At 65.5% G+C, this 20,226-nt stretch carries 20 protein-coding genes and 3 pseudogenes; 18 read left to right on the top strand and 5 right to left on the bottom strand.

The window, feature by feature from the left end; all coding sequences use genetic code 11:
- Positions 1–24 precede the first annotated feature (24 nt).
- From GT370_RS13300 to mnmE, 17 genes and pseudogenes are all read left to right on the top strand, one after another.
- Positions 25–1,413 carry a class I SAM-dependent methyltransferase gene (locus GT370_RS13300; protein WP_270184396.1) on the top strand — a complete coding sequence of 463 codons (1,389 nt, stop codon included), beginning with the start codon at positions 25–27 and terminating at the stop codon, positions 1,411–1,413.
- Between the two features lie 86 nt (positions 1,414–1,499).
- Positions 1,500–1,724: a hypothetical protein gene (locus GT370_RS13295; protein WP_442865431.1), complete on the top strand. Its 225-nt coding sequence runs from the start codon at positions 1,500–1,502 to the stop codon at positions 1,722–1,724.
- Entirely contained in the window at positions 1,724–2,188 is a 465-nt protein-coding gene (locus GT370_RS13290; RefSeq protein WP_270183206.1) for a hypothetical protein, read from the top strand. Before GT370_RS13295 ends, GT370_RS13290 begins: the two co-directional genes overlap by 1 nt.
- Entirely contained in the window at positions 2,092–3,699 is a 1,608-nt protein-coding gene (locus GT370_RS13285; RefSeq protein WP_270184394.1) for a class I SAM-dependent methyltransferase, read from the top strand. Before GT370_RS13290 ends, GT370_RS13285 begins: the two co-directional genes overlap by 97 nt.
- Positions 3,700–3,709: 10 nt before the next feature.
- Positions 3,710–4,744, top strand: coding sequence for a rhamnan synthesis F family protein (locus GT370_RS13280; RefSeq protein WP_270183205.1), 1,035 nt, complete (start codon positions 3,710–3,712; stop codon positions 4,742–4,744).
- A 56-nt stretch (positions 4,745–4,800) separates the two neighbouring features.
- Complete coding sequence (locus GT370_RS13275; protein WP_270183204.1) at positions 4,801–5,952, top strand: 1-acyl-sn-glycerol-3-phosphate acyltransferase; 1,152 nt, start codon at positions 4,801–4,803, stop codon at positions 5,950–5,952.
- Complete coding sequence (locus GT370_RS13270; RefSeq protein WP_270183203.1) at positions 5,949–6,176, top strand: hypothetical protein; 228 nt, start codon at positions 5,949–5,951, stop codon at positions 6,174–6,176. The genes GT370_RS13275 and GT370_RS13270 overlap by 4 nt, the downstream gene beginning before the upstream one ends.
- A gap of 121 nt (positions 6,177–6,297) precedes the next feature.
- A pseudogene (gene coxB / locus GT370_RS13265) lies at positions 6,298–7,196 on the top strand (cytochrome c oxidase subunit II).
- Between the two features lie 11 nt (positions 7,197–7,207).
- Positions 7,208–8,804 (top strand): annotated as a pseudogene (gene ctaD, locus GT370_RS13255) (cytochrome c oxidase subunit I).
- Between the two features lie 8 nt (positions 8,805–8,812).
- Complete coding sequence (locus tag GT370_RS13250; RefSeq protein ID WP_008494149.1) at positions 8,813–9,748, top strand: heme o synthase; 936 nt, start codon at positions 8,813–8,815, stop codon at positions 9,746–9,748.
- Between the two features lie 37 nt (positions 9,749–9,785).
- Positions 9,786–9,947, top strand: a complete 162-nt coding sequence (locus GT370_RS13245; RefSeq protein WP_270183201.1) for a hypothetical protein — start codon at positions 9,786–9,788, stop codon at positions 9,945–9,947.
- A gap of 70 nt (positions 9,948–10,017) precedes the next feature.
- Positions 10,018–10,869, top strand: a complete 852-nt coding sequence (locus tag GT370_RS13240) for a cytochrome c oxidase subunit 3 (RefSeq protein WP_008494153.1) — start codon at positions 10,018–10,020, stop codon at positions 10,867–10,869.
- A gap of 3 nt (positions 10,870–10,872) precedes the next feature.
- Entirely contained in the window at positions 10,873–11,556 is a 684-nt protein-coding gene (locus GT370_RS13235) for an SURF1 family protein (protein ID WP_008494154.1), read from the top strand.
- Positions 11,553–13,019 carry a carboxypeptidase M32 gene (locus tag GT370_RS13230; protein WP_008494155.1) on the top strand — a complete coding sequence of 489 codons (1,467 nt, stop codon included), beginning with the start codon at positions 11,553–11,555 and terminating at the stop codon, positions 13,017–13,019. The genes GT370_RS13235 and GT370_RS13230 overlap by 4 nt, the downstream gene beginning before the upstream one ends.
- On the top strand, positions 13,019–13,654 hold the full coding sequence (locus GT370_RS13225) for a low temperature requirement protein A (RefSeq protein ID WP_270183200.1): 636 nt from the start codon (positions 13,019–13,021) through the stop codon (positions 13,652–13,654). The genes GT370_RS13230 and GT370_RS13225 overlap by 1 nt, the downstream gene beginning before the upstream one ends.
- A gap of 46 nt (positions 13,655–13,700) precedes the next feature.
- Positions 13,701–14,177: a low temperature requirement protein A gene (locus GT370_RS13220; protein WP_270183199.1), complete on the top strand. Its 477-nt coding sequence runs from the start codon at positions 13,701–13,703 to the stop codon at positions 14,175–14,177.
- Positions 14,174–15,439: a tRNA uridine-5-carboxymethylaminomethyl(34) synthesis GTPase MnmE gene (mnmE, locus tag GT370_RS13215; protein ID WP_008494157.1), complete on the top strand. Its 1,266-nt coding sequence runs from the start codon at positions 14,174–14,176 to the stop codon at positions 15,437–15,439. Before GT370_RS13220 ends, mnmE begins: the two co-directional genes overlap by 4 nt.
- A 104-nt stretch (positions 15,440–15,543) precedes the next feature.
- Here the strand turns inward: mnmE and GT370_RS13210 are convergent.
- From GT370_RS13210 to GT370_RS13200, 3 genes and pseudogenes are all read right to left on the bottom strand, one after another.
- Positions 15,544–16,297: pseudogene (locus GT370_RS13210) on the bottom strand (IS5 family transposase).
- A gap of 142 nt (positions 16,298–16,439) precedes the next feature.
- Positions 16,440–17,597 (bottom strand): hypothetical protein, encoded by a 1,158-nt coding sequence (locus GT370_RS13205; protein ID WP_144052740.1) that lies wholly within the window; start codon positions 17,595–17,597, stop codon positions 16,440–16,442.
- A complete protein-coding gene (locus tag GT370_RS13200) occupies positions 17,590–18,300 on the bottom strand; it encodes a dienelactone hydrolase family protein (protein WP_008494159.1) in 711 nt (236 codons plus the stop codon). Before GT370_RS13200 ends, GT370_RS13205 begins: the two co-directional genes overlap by 8 nt.
- Before the next feature lie 210 nt (positions 18,301–18,510).
- Here GT370_RS13200 and GT370_RS13195 point away from each other — a divergent pair, with 210 nt between their 5' ends.
- Positions 18,511–18,849 (top strand): hypothetical protein, encoded by a 339-nt coding sequence (locus GT370_RS13195; RefSeq protein WP_270183198.1) that lies wholly within the window; start codon positions 18,511–18,513, stop codon positions 18,847–18,849.
- Between the two features lie 9 nt (positions 18,850–18,858).
- On the opposite strand, the gene GT370_RS13190 is transcribed toward GT370_RS13195, so the two are convergent.
- Positions 18,859–19,407, bottom strand: coding sequence for a Hint domain-containing protein (locus tag GT370_RS13190; RefSeq protein ID WP_270183197.1), 549 nt, complete (start codon positions 19,405–19,407; stop codon positions 18,859–18,861).
- Complete coding sequence (locus GT370_RS13185) at positions 19,392–19,958, bottom strand: hypothetical protein (protein ID WP_270183196.1); 567 nt, start codon at positions 19,956–19,958, stop codon at positions 19,392–19,394. Before GT370_RS13185 ends, GT370_RS13190 begins: the two co-directional genes overlap by 16 nt.
- Between the last annotated feature and the right edge of the window lie 268 nt (positions 19,959–20,226).

Raw genomic sequence — 20,226 nt, 5'->3', positions numbered from 1 at the left:
GCGAGGAATGATCGCTTGAACGCCGTGCACGCCAAATATCCGGATTTTGCCAATCCCGAATTGCTGGAAAAGATTCCGCTGACGGCGAAAACCGTGCTGGATGTCGGCTGTGCGCAAGGCGCGCTGGGAGCGAATTATCTGCGCCGCAACCCGAATTGCCGCTATCTCGGGATCGATATCGACGAGGACGCGGCCGTCCAGGCCCGCACCCGGCTGACGGAAGTGTTCGTCGGCGATGTCGAGGCTGATCCGAATCCCTTCGGGCTGGCGGAAGGCAGCCTCGACTGCATCGTCTATGGCGATGTGCTGGAGCATCTGCGCGATCCTTGGGCGCTGTTGCAGGCGCATGCCAAGCTGCTCTCCCCGGAGGGCACGGTGGTCGTCTGCACGCCGAATATCGAGCATTGGAGCGTGGTGGCGCGGCTGCTCGTCGGCAAATTCCAGTACGAGGAGAACGGGCTGTTCGATCGCACCCATCTGCGCTGGTTCAGCCCGCGCACGATGATCGAGGCGCTGGGGCAGGCCGGGCTGGAGCTGGTGGACGCGGCGCCGCGTCCGAATACCGAGATGGAGCGCGCCGAGCAGTTCGCCACGCTCGCGGCGCCGCTGTTGCAGGCGCTGGGCGTTGATGTCGAGGAGTATAAGCGCCGCTGTGCCCCGATTCAGGTGATCCTGCGCGCCCGCAAGGCCGCCCCGGCCTGGCTGGACATCGCCGCGACGATGCTGACGCCGCAGGGCGGTGTTTCCGATGTGCGGGTGCTGGAGCCGATGCGCGCCTTGCGCACCGAGAGCAGCGTGCTGGCGACGGTGATGCCGGAGGCGGAGCTGCGCCCGCGCCTGAACAATGTGCCGCGCATCGCCATGCTGCACCGGCCGCTGCTGCTGGGCGAGGAAGGGCTGGCGCGGGTGCGCGCGCTGCTGGCGCAGGATTATCTGGTGGTCAGCGAATTCGACGATCACCCGATGTTCATGGAAGAGCGCGGGGTGGATCTGAGCCAGCTGCTCACCTTCCGCGGCGTGCATGCGGTGCAGACCAGCACCCCGGTGCTGGGCGAGGCGCTGCGCGCGCAGAACCCGGAGCTGGCGGTGTTCCCCAACGGCGTGTTCGAGCTGCCGCAGGTGCAGAATTTCCAGGACCCCGAGCATCTCACCCTGTTCTTCGGCGCGCTCAATCGCCAGCGGGACTGGGCGCTGCTGATGCCGGTGCTCAACGAGGTGGCGCGCGCCGTCGGCGATCGGCTGCGCTTCCGGGTGCTGTTCGATGAGGGCTTCTTCCAAGCGCTGGAGACCCCGCATAAAAGCTTCGAGCCGGCGCTGGTGGATTATGCCACCTATCTGCGCGAGCTTGCCGCCGCCGAGATCAGCTTCATGCCGCTGGAGGATACCCCTTCAACCGCGCCAAGTCGGATCTGAAATTCATCGAGGCCGGCGCGGCCCGGGTCTGCGCCCTGGCCAGCCATACCGTCTATGCCGCCTCCATCCAGGACGGCAAAACCGGGGTGCTGTTCCGCGATGCGGCGGAGCTGCGCGCGGCGCTGCTGCGCCTGCTGGCCTACCCGGAAGCGACCCGCCGCATCGCCGATAATGCCCGCGCCTATGTCGCGGAAAACCGCATGCTGGCCTATCAGGTGCAGGCGCGCATGGAATGGTATCGCAGCCTGTGGGCGCGGCGTGAGGAGCTGAACGCGGCGCTGCGCGAACGCGCCCCGGAGCTGTTCGCCTGATGAGTTCGACCGGCCGGTATCGGATCAGCGCTTACACCGAAGCGGAATGGCTGCACGGGCGCAGCCAGGCGGCGCATTGCCCGAATTGCGGGCATGAGGGCAGCGCCGAGGCGGCTTTGGCGGTGTTTCACCACCCGCCGGGGCTGGATCTGGATTATAACCTGCTGCGCTGCCCGGCCTGCACGGTGCTGTTCGTCGATACGCTGCCGGTGGTGGATTATGGGCGTGACGAGCTGATCGAGATCGGCTGGCCGCCTTATTATGCGCAGATGGGCGCTGGCACCTGGCCGATCGCCTCGGCGCTGGCGCGCATCGTCAAGCCGGCGGGGCGAGGGTGCTGGAAGTCGGCGGGGCCTACGGGTTCGGGCTGGATTTCTGCGTGCATGGCAAAGGCTGGCAGGGCGTCGGGTACGATCCTTCGCCGCTGGCGGCGATCGGCGCCAAGGCGCTGGAGCTGCCGGTGATCCAGGGCTTCTTCACCGAGGAGACGCTGAAGGACGGGCCGTGGGATGTCATCGTCGGCACCGAGCTGATCGAGCATATCAACGAGCCGCCGGAATTTCTGCGGCTGATGCGCCGGGCCATCGCCGAGGACGGGGTGCTGATGCTGACCACCCCGGCGGCGGATTTCATCACCCCGGACTTGGCACCGCTGGAGCTGGACGCGCTGATCGTCCCCGCCGCGCATGTGGTGCTGCAGAGTGTGGCGAGCATGGAGCGCGCCCTGCGCGATGCCGGATTCGCGCATGTGGCGGTGCGCCAGAAGCGCTCGGCGCTGGTCGCCTATGCCTCGCCTTCGCCGCTGGCGCTGGATGAGGACCAGGGCGCGGCCTGGCGCGCTTATCGCCGCTATATGGAAGCCCGCGCCGCGCGCGCGCCGGTGGGCAGCGACATCCAGTTCGGCTTTGCCGGAAGGGCGATGTTCGACGCCGCCAACGATGCCGACGAAGCCGCCTGCGAGAGCGCCTGGGCGATGCTGAATGCAGGTGCTGCGGCCCGCTATGGCTACCGGTTGGAGGATCTGACCGCGCTGCCCGACGGGGCGGCGCAGGCGCAGCTCGAAGGGCTGGGCGAAAAAATGCCGCACGGGCTGGGCATGATCCTGTTCGCACGCGCCATGCAGCGCCTGGCCCGCGGCGAGGCCCGCAGCGCGGTGCGCCCGGTGATGGCGCTGGGGCTGCAGGCGGTGGAGGCGCTGCAGGCCGCGCTCGGCCGGCGCTCGCTCGGCGATGACCTGCTCTCTTCCAGCGTCGGCGATGTATTGCGGCTGGAGCTGCTGCTCTGCGCCGCCGAGGCCGGCGCGCCGGGCGTGGCAGCGGCGCTGATCGCGCGTGGCGACCTGATCGGTGGCTGGCGGGGTTTCGTGGCTTTGGTGAATGCCGGGGCCATCGATCAGGCGGCGTCGCTGCGAGCCGGGCTGCTCGGCGCCGCGCCGGGGGCGGATCTGCCCGCCGGTCTGCGCCGCAACGCCCTGCTCAGCCTGGCGAATTTGCATCTCGCCCCGGGCCAGGACGCCGCCGCCGCGCTGCCGGTGGCCGAGATGCTGGCGGCGGCGGGCGAGGATGTGGAGACGCTGCGCTTTGGGGTGTTCGTGCGGCTGGTGAACGCGGCCCGGTATGAGGAGGCGCAGGCGCTGGCGCAGTCGCTTGGCCCCGTACTCGCGGCGTTGCGGCCGCCTTTCTCCCGCGCGGCGCAGGATGCGCTGTTTTCCGTCGGCATGCTTTATCTGCAGCTGCCCAATGGCCAGCGCCGCGCCGCCGCGACCCTGGCCCGGCTGCGAGAGGATCTGCTGACCCAGGCTCCGCCTGGCGGGCTGGCCCACCCGCTCTTCTGGTCAGCTTTGCGCGGCGAAGTCATCGCGCTGTTCAAGCTCGAACGCGGCGAGGAGGCGGTCGGGCTGCTGAAAGCCCATCTGGCCTCCTATGAGGATTCGCCGGAGGATCTGTGGCAGGTGCTGGATGAGCAGAGCGCATGAGGGCTGAGCTGTGAAACGCATCGCCCGCAGGGTGCTGTCCATCGGCCGCTGGTATTTCTGGGTGCCGTTGGCGCGGCTGATCGGCTGGATTCGCTCGCCCCGGCAGACGCTGAGCTCCTGGCCGGAGGCCGGTATCGCGCTCGGCCCGCGCGTGGTGCTGTTCATGCATTATGACGGCCGTGGCGGCGTGCGGGCTCAGGTCTTCAGCTATCTGCGTGCCTTGCGGGCCAGCGGCCGGGATGTGGTCTTCGTCAGCAATGCCGGCAAATTGAACGAGGTGGCCCAGGCAGAGCTGCGCGAGATCTGCGCCGGCATCATCCTGCGCCGCAATGTCGGCTATGATTTCGGCGCCTGGCGCGACGCGATCGACCGCCTCGGCCTGCCGCGCGCGGAGACCGAGGAGGTGATCCTCGCCAATGACAGCGTCTTCGGGCCGCTATTGCCGCTGGGCGATGTGTTGCGCCGGCTGGATTATACCCGCGCCGATATCTGGGGCCTGACCGAGAGCTGGCAGCTGCGCTACCATCTGCAATCCTACTTCCTGGCCTTCGGCCCCGCCGCGCTGCGCGCCAAGGCCTGGCGGAAATTCTGGAATAGCGTGCGCCCGGTGCCGGCGAAGCCGTTTATCGTGCATCGCTACGAGGTCGGGATCACCCAGGCGATGATGAAGGGCGGGCTGCTCTGCGCGGCGCTTTGGCCCTACGAGACGCTGACAAAGATGGTGAGCTTCGAGGTTTTGAAGGCGCTGGTGGCCGATGAGCAGGACGGCAATTTTGTGGACCCGGTGAATGCCGCCAGGCTGTCGCAGGTCCGAAATATCCGCGACAATGTCGCGCGGCGGGTGGCGATGAACCCGACCTCCGATCTCTGGCGCCAGCTGCTGCTCACCGGCTTTCCCTTCATCAAGCGCGAGCTGTTGCGCGACAATCCCAGCAAGGTGCAGGATGTCGGGGACTGGAAGGATGTCGTGCGCGACGAGCTGGGCGCGGATCCGGGGCCGATCGAGCAGGATCTGCGGCTGATGCTGAAGGGTGGGGCGCCCTGATCCGGCTGGTCTGCCGGGCGGCTGCGACCCTGCTCTGGACGGTTTTCGCCATCGCCGTGCAGGCGGTGCTGCTGAACCTGCCGGGCCGGGGCAAGGCCTGGTTCGCGCGGCTTTACTGGCGCGGGGTGGCGCGCATCATCGGGCTGGAGCGGCGCTGCCTGGGTGGGCTGAGCCCCAGCCGGCCGACCTTGTTCGTCGCCAATCACTGCTCCTGGCTGGATATCGTGGCGCTGGGGGCAACGCTGCCGGGCTGTTTCATCGCCAAGGGTGAGGTCGCCGGCTGGCCCGGCATCGGGCTCATCGCCAGGCTCGGCCGCACCATCTTCGTCTCCCGCAACCGCGAGACGGTGGCGCAGGAGCAGCGTCTGCTGGAGGCCCGGCTGCAGGCGGGCGATAATATCATCCTCTTCCCCGAAGGCACCACCTCGGACGGCAACCGCGTGCTGCCCTTCGCCTCGGCCTTCTTCACTTTGGCTTTCGGCGCCGCCAAGCCCTGGGTGCAGCCGGTGACCATCGTCTATGACCGGCTGGAGGGCCAGCCCCTCCGCCATGCCGATCGGCCGCTGGTGGCCTGGTACGGCGACATGGACCTTGCCCCGCATCTGCTGCCGCTGCTGGGCCGGCGCCGGGTGCGGGCGACCATCCTGCTCGGCGAACCGATGCCCCCGGGCAGCTATGCCAACCGCAAGCAGATGAGTGCGGCGCTGGAGCGCCAGATCAGCGCCAACGCCGCCGCACTGCGCCAGGGCCGGGAGCTGCCGGGGCGTGAGCGCCAACCAGTTCATGCATCAGGAGCTGGCGCTGCTGCTCGGCTTCGCCGGCTGGCTCATCGTCGCGGTGCTCGGGCTGGCGGTGCTGGCGCTTTGCTATCTGGGCCTGCGCCGCCTGCTGCACAACATCCTCGCCCGCGCGGCTTCAGCCCGGAAAAAATCACCGCCATCGGCTGGATCGTCGTCCCGCTGGCGGTGCTGCTGGTGCTGGCGATCCCGGCGGCGCGGATGCTCTATCGCGGCGATGAGCCGCCTTATCTCACCGTCAGCGTCACCGCGCATGAATGGTACTGGCATTACGACTATGTCTCCGCTCCCGGCCTGGGCTTCGATAGCCGCGCCGTGCCACGGGAGCGGCTTCCCCCGGCGCGGTCTATGGCGATATCGCCGATCATCCGCTGGTGGTGCCGGCGGGGGAGAAAATCCGGTTTCTGGTGACCAGCGGCGATGTGATGCACGGGTTCTTCGTCGCGGCGCTGGGGCTGCAGATCTACGCCCTGCCCGGCGCCCTCCTCACCGGCTGGACGGTGATCGCCAGGCCCGGCCTGTATGACGGCCAGAGCAGCCCGATCTGCGGCGACGATCATCAGCCGATGCCGATCCAGATCAAAGCCTTGCCGTTGCCGGCCTATCGGGCCTGGCTGGCGGCGCAACGCGGCTGAGCGAGTGCTGCAAGCCGGGACACTCGCCTATTTCGCTTGATCTCCCCTGCCGCCGCCCGTATCGTTTCCAACATAAGAAGGCTTGGAAACGGCCAATGAAAATAAAGCGGGATGCAGACGCATGAAGCTGAGAGTGAAATCTGCCTTGACGTTGGCAATGCTGGCGGCGGCAAGCGGGCTATGGTGCCACGCTGGCCTGGCCCAGAGTGCCGCCCCGGACCCCACGGCGGCAGCCAATCACTATGTGGACGCGCCATTCAACTGGCAGCTCTGGTTTCCGGCGGCCGGCAGCCCGATGCAGGCCAAGATCGACTGGCTGATGAAATATGTGCTCTGGATCATGGCCGGGGTGGTGGGTTTCGTCACCATCCTGATGGGCTATGTGATGGTGCGCTACCGCGCCGGGCGCAACCCCAAGCCCAGCCAGACCACCCATAATACCTTGATCGAGATCATCTGGATCGTGGTGCCCTGCCTGATCCTGGTCGCCATCATCGTGCCCTCGATCAACCTCATCTATTACGAGGCGAATGACAGCGACCCATACATGACCGTCACCGTCACCGGACATCAGTGGTATTGGGAATATAAGTATGACTCCGTGCCGGGGCTTGATTATACCAGCTATATGATCCCGGATAATGAGATCAAACCCGGCGAGATCCGCCGTTTGTCGGTCGATCACCCGCTGGTGCTGCCGGTGGGCAAGAAGGTGCGCTTTGTCATCACCAGCGCCGATGTGCTGCACGGCTTCTATTTGCCTTCGCTGGGGTGCAGAAATACGCCATTCCCGGCACCCAGCTCACCAGCTGGACCGAGATCGACAAGCCCGGCACCTATTACGGCCAATGCAACCAGATTTGCGGCCTCAACCATGATGCCATGCCGATCGAGATCAAGGCGGTGCCGCTGGCCGATTACATCGCCTGGACCAAGCAGGCGCTAACCAATTACGCGCAGACTGCGCCGGCCGCCGCCCCCGCCATCCCCCGCACCCTGTTGGCTGACGCCGCGCGCTGAGGAGCCAGAGAATGTCCATTACCGCTGACCAACATGCCCTGCACGCTCACGGCCACCATAAAAAGAGCTTCGCCGCGCGCTGGCTGATGAGCACCAACCACAAGGATATCGGCACGCTCTACATCATCATGGCGTTCATCGGCGGCTGCTTCGGCGGCGTGCTCTCGATGATCATGCGCCAGCAGCTGATGTATCCGCACAACGACATCATCACCAGCGGCAATACCTGGAACGCCATCATCACCGCCCATGGGCTGATCATGATCTTCTGGTTCGTGATGCCGGCTTTGATCGGCGGCATGGGCAACTGGTTCGTGCCGATGATGATCGGCGCGCCGGACATGGCCTTCCCGCGGCTGAATAATATGAGCTTCTGGTTCCTGGTGGCGGGCTTCGTGTTCGTGATGCTGGGGCTGTTCCTGGGCACCGGCACCGGCGCGGGCTGGACGCTCTACCCGCCGCTGGACAATGCCCAGTACTCCCCGGCGTGGCCACGGATTTCTCGCTGTTCTCGCTGCATCTGGCCGGCATTTCCTCGCTGCTGGGGGCGATCAATTTCATCGCCACCATCCTCAATATGCGTGCCCCGGGCATGACCATGCACAAGATGCCGCTCTTCTGCTGGGCGATCCTGGTCACCGCCTTCCTGCTGCTGCTGGCGATCCCGGTTCTGGCGGGGCCGTGACCATGCTGATCATGGATCGCAATTTCGGCACCTCCTTCTTCGAGCCCTCCGGCGGCGGCGATCCGGTGCTGTTCCAGCATCTGTTCTGGTTCTTCGGCCATCCGGAAGTCTACATCATGATCCTGCCGGCCTTCGGCATCATCAGCCATGTCGTCTCCACCTTCTCCCGCAAGCCGATCTTCGGCTATCTCGGCATGGCCTATGCGATGGTGATCATCGGCTTTGTCGGCTTCGTGGTCTGGGCGCACCATATGTTCGTCTCGGCCATCTCGACCGATAGCCGGGTCTATTTCGAGGTGGCGACGCTGATCATCGCGGTGCCCACCGGCATCAAGGTGTTTTCCTGGATCGCCACCATGTGGGGCGGCTCCATCGAGTTCAAAACCCCGATGCTCTGGGCGCTGGGCTTCATCTTCCTGTTCGTCATTGGCGGGGCGACGGGCGTGGTGCTGGCCAATGCCGGGCTGGATCAGGAGCTGCATAACGACTATTTCCTGATCGCGCATTTCCATTATGTGCTCTCCATGGGGGCCGCCTTCGCCATCTTCGCCGGGTTCTATTTCTGGATCGGCAAGATGAGCGGCCACCAATACCCGGAATTCTGGGGCAAGCTGCATTTCTGGACCTTCTTCATCGGCGTCAATCTCACCTTCTTCCCGCAGCATTTCCTGGGGCTGGCCGGCATGCCGCGCCGCTATCCGGATTATGCGGATGCCTTCGCGGGCTGGAATTTCGTCTCTTCCGTCGGCTCGATGGTCTCGGGTGTTTCAACCCTGATCTTCTTTTATGTGCTTTACGCGGTGTTCACCTCGAAGCAGAAGCTTGCGGATAATTACTGGGGTGAGGGTGCGACGACGCTGGAATGGGCGGTGCCCAGCCCGGCCCCGCACCATACCTTCGAAGATGTGCCGATCATCCGTTAGGAGCCGATTTGTCCGACCACGTCTCTGAGTTCCTGTCCAACAGCCGGGCGGTGCCGCATCTGGGCGCCGAGCCGGCGGACTGGATCGCCCTGCTGAAGCCGCGCGTGGTGTCGCTGGTGGTGTTCACCGGCGCCATCGGGCTGCTGATCGCGCCCGGCCATATCAACCCGCTGATGGCGGCGATCGCGATTTTCTGCATCGCCCTTGGCGCCGGCGCGGCCGGGGCTATCAATATGTGGTATGACCGCGATATCGACGCGATTATGCGCCGCACCACCTCAAGGCCGATCCCGGCGGGCAAGATCTCGGCCGCCGGGGCGCTGGGCTTTGGCGTCGTGCTCTCGGTGGTCTCGGTTCTGCTGCTGGCGATGGCGACCAATCTCTGCGCCGCCGGCGTGCTGGCCTTTTCGATCTTCTACTATGCCGTGATCTACACGATCTGGCTCAAGCGCCGCACGCCGCAGAATATCGTCATTGGCGGCGGGGCAGGGGCGTTCCCGGCGGTCATCGGCTGGGCGGCGGTCACCGGCCATATCGGCCTGCTGCCGATGGTGCTGTTCTTCATCGTGTTTTTCTGGACGCCGCCGCATTTCTGGTCCCTCGCCCTCTACGCTTCCACCGATTACGAGAAGGCCGGGGTGCCGATGCTGCCGGTGGTGAAGGGGGCGCGCCATACACGCTGGAACGTGTTCATCTACACGCTGATCCTGTTCCCGCTGGCGCTCTCGCCCTGGTTCATGGGGCTGGCGGGGGCGATTTACGGGCTGACCGCCTTGGTTCTGGGTGGCGCCTTCATCTATTACGCCTGGGGTGTGCTGCGCGACGACCAGGACGAAAAAGGGGTGAGCCTGAACAAGGATGCCCCGGCCCGCGCCGCCTTCAAATTCTCCATCCTTTATCTCTTCCTGCTGTTTGCCGCCTGCGCGGTGGACCGGCTGGTATGAGCCGCGCCATGGCCCGCAAGCTCGATGAGATGCCCGGGTGGAGCTTACCGAATCGCATTGGAGCGATGAGCAGAAGGCGGAGTTTCTGCGCCGCCGCCGGGCCAGGAATTTCCTGCTGCTCGCCGCCTTGGGCGGGTTCTGCCTGATCGTCTATGTGATCGCGCTGGTGAAGCTGCACGAATACGGCCAGATGTGGTGATCCGCGCCGATTAAGACACCGCCTAAAAAAGACGCCTCAAGGAAACGCCTCAAGGAAGAAAGGGAAACAGATGAGCGGCTCAATCCATACCGCGACCGACCAGGTGAAGGGCACCGTGCCCCACCCTTACCATCTCGTCGATCCCAGCCTGTGGCCGCTCTTCGGCGCCACCGCGGCGATGATCACCTTCACCGGTATCATCCTGGCGGCGCATTTTCATGATTTCATCGTGCTCGCCATCGGCGGCGTCGCGGATCTCAGCGTGATGTTCCTCTGGTGGCGCGATGTGATCCATGAGGCCCGCACCCCTGGCCTGCACAAGATCGTCACCCAGATGGGCCTGCGCTACGGCATGGCCTTGTTCATCGCCTCGGAGGTGATGTTCTTCGTCTCCTTCTTCTGGAACTATTTCAACTATTTCTTCTACCCGGACAAAATGGGCACCGCCTTCGCGCCGGTCTGGCCGCCGCAAGGGGTGACGACGATCGACCCGTTCGCGATCCCGCTTTTCAATACCATGGTGCTGCTGCTGTCGGGCTCCACCATCACCTGGGCGCATCACGCGCTGCTGGAAGGGGATAACAAGAACCTGGTGCGCGGGCTTGGCATCACCATCGTGCTGGGGCTGATGTTCCTCTGCGGCCAGGCCTGGGAATATACCCATTCGCCCTTCCCGTTTTATCATGGCGGCATTTTCGCCTCCTCCTTCTTCATCGCCACCGGGTTTCACGGCGCGCATGTCATCATCGGCACTTTGTTCCTCACCGTCTGCTTCTTCCGGGCGCGGGCCGGGCAGTTCACCAAGGAGCGGCATTTCGGCTTCGAGGCCGCGGCCTGGTACTGGCATTTCGTCGATGTGGTCTGGCTGTTCCTGTTTGTCTGCATCTATTATCTCGGCCGCAGCGCGGTCACGGCGGGATAGTTCTTGCGCCGGCTGATCCTGCCCGCCGCTCTGGGGCTCGCGGCCTTCTGCGCCTTCATCGCGCTGGGCGTCTGGCAGCTGCACCGGCTGAGCTGGAAAGAGGGCATCATCGCGCAGATCCGCGCCGCGCAGGTGGCCCCGCCGGTCCCGCTCGGGCCGCATCCCGGCCCGTTCGAGAAGGTTGCCGCCAGCGGGGATTGGCTGCCGGGCAAGGCGGCACTTTACGGGCAGATCGTGCATGACGGGCCGCGCGGGCCGATCTCCGGCGGCGAGCTGATCATGGCGCTGCGCCGGCCGGATGGGCAAATTCTGCTGGTGGATCTCGGCTGGGTGCCGCAGAGCGTCCCCACCCCTCTGGCCGATCCGCCCGTCCCCCCGTCCGGCTATATCCACGCCCCGATCAGCCCTGGCTGGTTCGCTCCGCCGGACAACCCCAAGGCCCAGCATTATTACACGCTGGACCCGGCGCGCATCGGCGCCGGCATGGGGCTGCACAATGTCGCCCCCTATATGCTCATCGCGCTCGGGCCGCTGCCGCCGCCGGGCAGTACGGCGCCGCAGCCGGCGCAGAATTTGCCCACCCCGCCGAACAACCATTATGGATATGCGCTCACCTGGTTCGGCTTCGCCGGGGTCCTGGTGTTCGAATTCATCTTTCTCGCACGTAAAAGGCTGCTGTCGACATGAGCGCTTACGAAGCCCTGAAATCCGCCTTCAACCGCATCGCCTGCCTGGACGAAGCCAGCGCCATGCTCGGCTGGGACGCCGCCGCGATGATGCCCGAGGGCGGCGCGGCGGCGCGCGGGGAGCAGCTCGCGGTGCTGGCCGGGCTCAGCCACGAGTTTCTCTGCGCGCCTGAGGTCGGCGAGAATCTCGCCGCCGCCCAGGCCGAAGGCTGGGACGGCAAAAACCTGGCTCTGATGCGCGAGACGCATCTGCGCGCCACCGCCTTGCCGGGCGCGCTGGTCCAGGCGCAGGTGCGCGCCGGCCGGGCCTGCGAAACCATCTGGCGCAATGCGCGCAAAGCCAGCGATTTCGAAGCCGTCCGCCCGGCTCTGGAAGAGGTGGTGAAGCTCACCCGCGAGGGGGCGGAGATCCTCGGCCAGGCGCTGGGGCTCTCGCCGTATGACGCGCTGATGAGCCAGTATCAGCGCGGCATCGATGCGGCGCAGGCCGAGGCGATTTTCACCCGTTACGAGGCCTTTCTGCGCGAGGCGCTGCCCAAGGCCGAGGCCTTGCAGGCCACCCGTCCGCAGCAGGAATTGCCCCCTGGCCCCTACCCGGAAGCGGTGCAGGCGGCGCTGGCCCGCAAGCTCGCGCAGGCGGCGGGGCTGAATTTCAACGCCGCCCGGCTGGATATCTCCGCCCACCCGTTCTGCGGCGGCACGCAAACCGATATCCGCATCACCACCCGCTATGACGAAGCCGATTTCGCCGCCGCTTTGATGGGCGTGCTGCACGAAACCGGCCATGCGCTCTATGAGCAGAACCTCCCCGCCGCCTGGGCGCGCCAGCCGGTGGGGGCGGCGGCCGGGATGGCGGTGCATGAAAGCCAGTCCCTCATCATCGAGATGCAGGCGGTGCGCTCGGATGCCTATCTGGGCTATCTCGCCCCGCTGGCCTCGGCGGCGTTCGGCAAGGAGATCACCCTGGCCGGGCTGCAACACCGCCTGCGCCGGGTGCAGCGCAGCTTCATCCGCGTCGAGGCGGATGAGATGACCTACCCGGCGCATGTGCTGCTGCGCTTTCGGCTGGAACAGCGCCTGCTCTCCGGTGCGCTGCAGGTGAAAGACCTGCCCGGCGCCTGGAATGAAGGGCTGAAGGGCCTGCTCGGCATCACCCCGCCGGACGATGCGCGGGGCTGCCTGCAGGACATCCATTGGTTCGATGGCGCGATCGGCTATTTCCCCTCCTACACGCTGGGGGCGATGGCGGCGGCGCAGCTGATGGCGGCGGCGCGCCAGGCGCTGCCGGATCTGGACGGCGCGCTGGCGCAGGGCGATCTCTCGCCGCTGACCGGCTGGCTGGCGCGGCATGTGCACGCGCGGGGCGCCTCCGCCGGCTTCAATGAAATCCTGCAAGGCGCCACCGGCGAAGCTTTGAACCCGGACTATTTCGAGGCGCATCTCACCGCCCGCTACCTCACCTGATGTTTGCCGCCTCCTCCAGCCTGCTGCGCCGGCGCGGTGCCCCCGCGCCGGTGACGCAGATCGAGCTGTTTTTCGATCTGATCTTCGTCTTCGCCGTTACCCAGATTTCGGAATTTCTGCGCACCCACCTGAATAGTTTGGGCGCGTTCCAGGGGCTGATGCTGTTCGCGGCGATGTGGTGGTGCTGGGTCTATACCAGCTGGGTGACCAACTGGATCGACCCGGAGCGCCGCCCGGTGAAGCTGCTGTTGCTGGGGTTGATGGGCTGCGCCTTGCTGCTGGCCGCGTCGCTGCCGGAGGCCTTCGCCGAACGCGGCCTTGCCTTCGCCATCGGGTTGGGCGGGCTCAATCTCGGCCGCTCTATGTTCATGCTCTGGGCGCTGCGGCGGCATGATTCGGGAAATTACCGGAATTTCCAGCGTATTTCCATTTGGCTCGGCATCGGCGCCGGGCTCTGGCTGCTGGGCGGCTTGGCCGAGGGCAGTGCCCGCATGGCGCTGTGGATCGCCGCGCTGCTGATCGATCTTTCAGGCCCCGTCAACGGATTTTACGTCCCGGCCTCGGCCGTTCGACGACGCAGGACTGGCAGGTCGATGCCCGGCACATGGCCGAGCGCTGCGCCGGCTTCGTGCTGATCGCGTTGGGGAATCCATCACCGTCATCGGCGCGAATTTTTCCGAATTGCACTGGGGCGCGCCAACCTACCTGGCCGCATTGCTGGCGCTGCTGGCCGCCTTCGCGCTCTGGTGGATCTATTTCAACGATGCCGCCGAGCGCACCGCCCACGCCTTCGCCCATGCCCAGGATGTCGGCAAGATTGCCCGCGCCGCCTACACCTACGCGCACGGGCTGCTGGTGGCGGCGATCATCGTCGTCGCGGCCGGCGATGCGTTTCTGCTGGAGGCGCCGTTGCATGCGCCGACAATGGGGCAGGGGCTGATGCTGCTTGGCGGCCCCGCCGCCTTCCTGCTCGGCAATGGCATTTTTCGCCGCATGCTGCATCCGCGCTTCCCGCCCTCGCATCTCTACGGGTTGGGCGGCTTGGCGGTTCTGGCGCTGGTCTCGCCTCTCGCCCCGCTCTGGCTGCTCGGCACGCTGGTGCTGGCCGTGCTGCTTGCCGTCATTCTCATCTCCAACAAGCTGGTTCGCACGCCGTGAGCACGATCTTTGCGCCGATCACCGGGCGCGGCGGCGCCATCTCCACGCTGCGCCTCTCCGGGCCGGACACGTTCAAAATCACCCAGGCGCTGGCAGGCGCTTTGCCGCCTCCCCGACAGGCGGCGCTGCGCAAATTGCGCCAGGGCGGCGCGCTGCTGGACGAAGCGCTGCTGGTCACCTTCCCCGGCCCGCGCAGCTTCACCGGCGAGGATGTGGCGGAAATTTCCCTGCATGGCGGCCGCGCCGTGCTGGCGGCGGTGAGCGCCGCGTTGGTCGCACTCGGCGCCCGCCCGGCCGAGCCCGGCGAATTCTCCCGCCGCGCCTTCGAGCATGGCCGCATGGATTTGTTGCAGGCGGAAGCGATGGCCGATCTCATCGCCGCTGAAACCGAGGCGCAGCGCCGCCAGGCGCTGGAGGCCGGGCTGCACGACCAGGCCGCCGATTGGCGCGAGCGGCTGCGCCAGATCATCGCCCGCCAGGAAGCGCTGATCGACTTCCCGGATGAAGATTTGCCGCCCGAGGTGGAAGCCAATCTCCTTGCCGGCATCAGCGATCTTCGCAACGAGATGCAGGCCGGCCTGCACGCCGCCCCGGCCGCAACGCGGCTGCGTGAGGGGCTGGAATTCGTCATTCTCGGCGCGCCGAATGCCGGCAAATCCACGCTGCTGAACGCGCTGGCCGGCGAAGATGTCGCCATCGTTTCGGACATTCCCGGCACCACCCGCGATGCGCTGGGGGTGCGGGTGGATCTCGGCGGCGTGCCGGTGCACCTGACCGACACCGCCGGGGTGCGCGAAACGCAGGACGCGATCGAGGCCGAAGGCGTGCGCCGCGCCAAAGCCAAGGCGGGGGCTGCGGATTTTGTCATCCTGGTAGCGCCGCCCGGGGCGGATTATGCCGAGGCCCCGCCCGGTGCCGCGGTGCTGCGCCTGCGCACCAAGGCCGACCTCGCCGAAAACCCAGACGAATTCTGCATCTCCGCCAAAACCGGGGCGGGCATGGCGGCGTTGCGCGCCCGCCTCGCCGAGGAAGCCGCCGCGCTGACCGACCGCCAGGGCGCCGTCGCCCTGGCCCGGCCCCGGCAGATCGCTTGTGTGCGCGATGTGGTGCAGGCGCTGGATATGGCGCTGGCGCTGGCGGAACCGGAATTACGCGGGGAGGAGCTGCGCACGGCGGCCTCGGCGCTGGCGCGGCTGGCGGGCGGGATCGGGGTTGAGGAGATACTCGACGCGGTATTCTCGGGGTTTTGTATCGGGAAGTAGGCCAGGTAGCGATCGAATAAAGTCCCCACAGACGTTGGGGGGGGGACAACGCCGTTGCCCCCCCAAAACGTTTTTCGCCGCTTTTTTCTAGGGCTTGTTGACATTCATCGTGAATTGATTGTTGCAGCGGCGAGATAGATCATTGCTTTGAAGGATTGGTCTGTCTTGTCGCTGCGCATGGCGATACGCTTGAACTCCTTGAGTTTGGCGAAAAAGTTTTCGATGAGATGGCGGGCCTTATAGGTCGTTTTGTCATAATCGCGTTTGACGATACGGTTTTTCCGTTGGGGAATGACGGCCTCTGCCTTTTGCTTTTCCAGAGCCTCACGGATCCACTCTACGTCAAATGCCTTGTCGGCAAGCAAAGCGGCAAAGTCCGCCTGCTGGATGAGCGGGGCGACGCCGACAGTGTCAAAATGCTGACCGGGGATAATGACGAAGCGGACCAGATTGCCGAGCGCGTCTGTTAAAGCGACGATTTTGGTCGCCCATCCGGTGACGCTGCGCCCTATGGCCTGGCTTTTGGTCCCCTTTTGCGCCTTGGCCATGGCGATGGACCTTTACAACCGTGCCGTCGATCATCGCGTATTCCATGTCCGGCTCATCCGATAAGGCCTCGAAAAGCTTCTGAAAAACACCAGCTTTTACCCAGTCACGGTAACGCTTGAACACCGTGTTCCATTTACCAAACCACGGCGGCAGATCACGCCACGGGCTGCCCGTGCGCGCAATCCACAAAACACCTTCAACAAATAAGCGGTTATTCAAACCGCTCCGCCCGGGATCACCCACTTTCCCAAGGCAGTGCGGCTCAATCTTCGCCCATTGGGCGTCAGTCAGGACAAAACGCTCTTCCATGAAAAGCGTGAATCACAAAAGACGTGGTCAGGGGAATCCTTAAATCTCAACAAGCCCTAAAAAAGCGGCCCCTCCGGCGGCTTTCCACCGCTGCTGCGCAGCGGCGGAACCTTGGCCGCCTCCGCCCAAAAACTTTTGCAAATTAAAGCGGATTCACGCTCAGCGCCGCCAACCCGGCCCAGCTCGTGGCACTCAGCGAGGGCCGGCGGTAATAGTTGAAATCCGCCTCCGGCACGCCCTTCTGCAGGGAGGGCCCAATTTTCAGCCCCGTCCCCAGAACCGGCGCCACCGTCGCATACACATAGCCCTGCGGCGACAAATTCCCCGCCACCGTCTGCAAAAATGCCGAAGCCCGGGCATCCCCCAGCCGCTTCAGCGCCAGCGCCGCAAACGCCGTGCCCTCCAGCCAGATCCCGTCCGAGGCGCTGGAAAACCCGATGCCATCGCCATGCTGCAACGCGTCCACCGCCGCCGTCGCGCTCGCCTTGTCGCCAATCCCGGCCAGATACGGCCAGATCCCGGCATCCGCCGCCAGCATCGCCCCCGGCTTGCCATCCGGCGCCAGCCCGGTCTTGAACAGATGCGCCTTCGCATCATAGGCCGCCTTCACAAATGCCCTGGCATGGGCTGCATCTTCCGCCCGGCCCAGCCGCGAGAAGGCCACCGCCAGATCGAGATTCTGCTCCGTGCTCTCCCAGGTGAGTTTCTGCTGCGCCTGATCGAACCCGTAAAACCCGCCATAATAGCCAAGCGGGGCGCGCAGCCTCTCATCCAGGAAATTCCCGGCCTTGTTCGCGGGGGTTGTCATCCCCAGCGCCTGCCAGAGCAGCATCGCCCAGGCCACCGGCCCGGTATCGGTGCCGACCTGATACGGGTCCTCGTCCCACTGATTGGTCTTTTTGTTCCAGAAACCGGGCAGCTTCGCCGGGCTGGTCATCACCCCGGCGGCATAGCCGTTGCGCAAGCGGCCATCGTGAAATGTCCGGTCATGCGCCTGCGCCATCGCCAAAGCCTGACCGATGCGCAGCGCCTCATCCTTATGCCCGGCCGCGATCAGCAGCAGCCCGGCCAGCGCATTGTCGTAAACATAGGCGGCATTGGCCTGGGTCAGGTCGAAATCATCAGCCTTCGGCCCGGTCTCCACCAGATAGGAATTCAGCAGCACCGGGCCATCACCCAGTGCCGCCATCTGCCCGCGCACCGCCTGCACCAGCCGGCTGGCCAGATCCGGCGCTGCCCGCGCCAAGGCGGGCAGCGCCAAAGCCCCCGCGCAAACCGCGCGGCGTGTCAGCTTAGTCAAGGATTTCGGCGAGCAGCTCGGTGGTGTGACCATTGGCGATGGTCGCGGCGCGGGCATCGTAATGCACCCCGCCAACGCGCGCGAAGGCGTGCTGCACCTCGGGGAACACGAAAGCGTCCACCCACTCATTGCCCTCCAGCCCCTCGATCAGCTTCTCCCGCCCCTCGGCCGGGAAGAACTCATCCTCATCGGCGATATGCAGCATCAGCGGCGCCTGGATGCGGTCGAATTCCGGCAGCAGGCTGTCCAGCCCGACACCGTAATAGGACACATTCACGTCCGAATCGGAGCGCGTCGCCATCATCACCGCCAGGCGCCCGCCGAGGCAGAAACCGATGGTGCCGGCATTGCCATTGCAGCCCGGCAGCTCACGTGCCTCGGCCAGGGTGGTCTTCAGATCCTCGATGCCCTTATCCTGGTCGAAGCGGTTCATCAGGTCGAACGCCTTCTGCCATTCCGCGTCGCTCTTGTCGGAGATATTCACCCCCGGCTCCAGCCGCCAGAACAGATCCGGGGCGATGGTGATGAAGCCCTGCTCGGCAAGCGATGCAGCCGTCTCGCGCAAACTGTCATTGACCCCGAAAATCTCCTGGATCACCACCACCGCGCCGGCTTCCTTGCCGGCCTTGAGCCCCTTGGGCTCCCAGACGAAGGCCGAAAATTCGCCGCTCTGATCCGCCGCCTTCAGTTTGATCTCGCGCATTCTGCTCTCCGTTTTTTTGATGTCGTCCGGCCGGAATGGCCGGTCGGGGCGGAGTGTAGAAGAAGCGCGGGGAAGGCGCAAAAGTGCTTTGATGAACAAAAATTGCAATTGATAATCATTATCAATTGTGCGAGGGTCAGGCATAGGAGGTGCAGCCATGACCCTGTTGCAAGCTGAGCCGGGTTTGAGCCGGGCGGAACGTGTGGCCTTGTGCGCATTGCGCCGGGCGGTGGGGGGCAGGCGGGGGCGGCCAGTCTGGTCTGCCCGTTCGGGCTGGGGCGCGATCAGGCGCAGATCCATCGCGCCTTGCTGGCGGTCTGGCAAGGGCGGCAGGCGGATTGCGCGCGGGCCTTGCCGCTGCGCCCGCCCGGCGGGTTTGCCGTCACCAAGCTGGAACGCCGGCTGCTGCGCGCGGTGGCGGCGGCGCTGGCGGTGCATGGCTATTGGCTGGAGGCGCCGCGTGAAACCCCGCCGCTCGCCGCCTCCGCCATGCGGGTGGCCAGCCAGCGCAGGCTGGATCTCGCCACCGCCCAGGTCGCCTGGCCGTAAAGCCCGCCTTCAGGCGGCTTGGGCCTGGCCCAGCGCCTGGCGCAACGCTGCTGGCAGCTGCCGGGCGGATTTCACCCGCGGCAGTTTCATTTCCTGAATCGGCGGCATCGCCGCCTGCGGGCCGCGCGCCGCCCAGTTATTAAAGGCCAGCCGGTCGATATGATCGACGAAGCTTTCCGAAGCCGCACCTTCGGCCAGCACCAGCGTATGTTCGGCCAGCTCCAGATGGTAATAGGTGAAGCGCTCCGGCATCTGCGCCTCACGCTGGATGCTGCCGCCATTCACCATCGCCCCGGCCTGCACCAGCACCCCGCCAAGCAGAAACGCATGGTCGGGCGAGCAGCGCAGATCCCGCCGTGGCAGCCCATTCCCCAGCGCGCCGGCGCGGATGCGCACCGGGCCGACACGGATCGGGTCGGCGAAGGCGCGGACAATCTGCTGCTCGCCCAGCCAACGCAGCGGCATCAGCCGGCCATCGGCGCAGCGGATCAGATCGCCCGGGCGCAGGCTCTCCACCGGCTTTTCCCCGTCATGCGTCTCAATCAGCGTGCCGGCCATGAAGCAGACGGCCTGGCCGGTGGCGAGATCCCATTGATAGGGCGAGCTGGCGCCGGTCGTGTCATGATGCGCCGTGCCGGAAGCGCCCCGGCCGAGGCTGTTGGAGTGGCTGCTGCTGGGGGTGACGAAATACCAGAGCCCGGCCCGCCTGGCAGCGTGTTCGCGATGAAGCCGCTGACGCCGTCGATCGTGGCGGTGCCGTAATAGTAGCTCGGGAGGCTGAAATCGCCGATGTTCAGCTTGAAGCTTTCGCCGGTGATCGCGGTGTTGACGTCACCCAGCAGGTTGGCGAGGGCGCCGGTGGCGGTTGAGGTGACACTCACCGCGATATGCAGGGGGGAGAGAATGCTGGCGGTGGCGCTGCCGCCGCTCCCCGGGGTGAGCGCGATCGCATAGGCGGTCATGCCGGTTTCCGTGACTCCGCCCTTGCCGGAGCCGTCGCCATCCCCGTCCCCGTCCCCAAAGCCGGGCCATGTCCAGCTCCCCGGCGCGCAACCGAACCAATTGCTTGGCCAGGAGGAATCGTCAAAATTTTGATAAATTGAGTCCATTTGTAGGTTCGCCATAAAAACCTCTCTTGTTCTCAAAATTAGGTAAATTTTGAGTCGAAGTAAAATTTGAGAGACATATTTAGGGCAAATTTTGAGCAGGCGATGTTAAAAAAATAATAGATGTGTCACAAAATAAATCTCCTGACTCCGCGTTGGCGGTGTCAGGCGATTTGATCGGCGCGTTAAATTTACTTACGCAACCTGCTGCTGCGGCGGTGTCGGGGCGCGGGGCGCCAGGCTGAGCCTTTCCGGCTCAGCCGCCACAACC

It is taken from the genome of Acidocella sp. MX-AZ03, assembly GCF_027626035.1.
Taxonomy (GTDB): Bacteria; Pseudomonadota; Alphaproteobacteria; order Acetobacterales; family Acetobacteraceae; genus Acidocella; species Acidocella facilis.
Note: the sequence above shows the minus strand (reverse complement) of the source record. Positions and strands in the feature narration are given on the sequence as shown.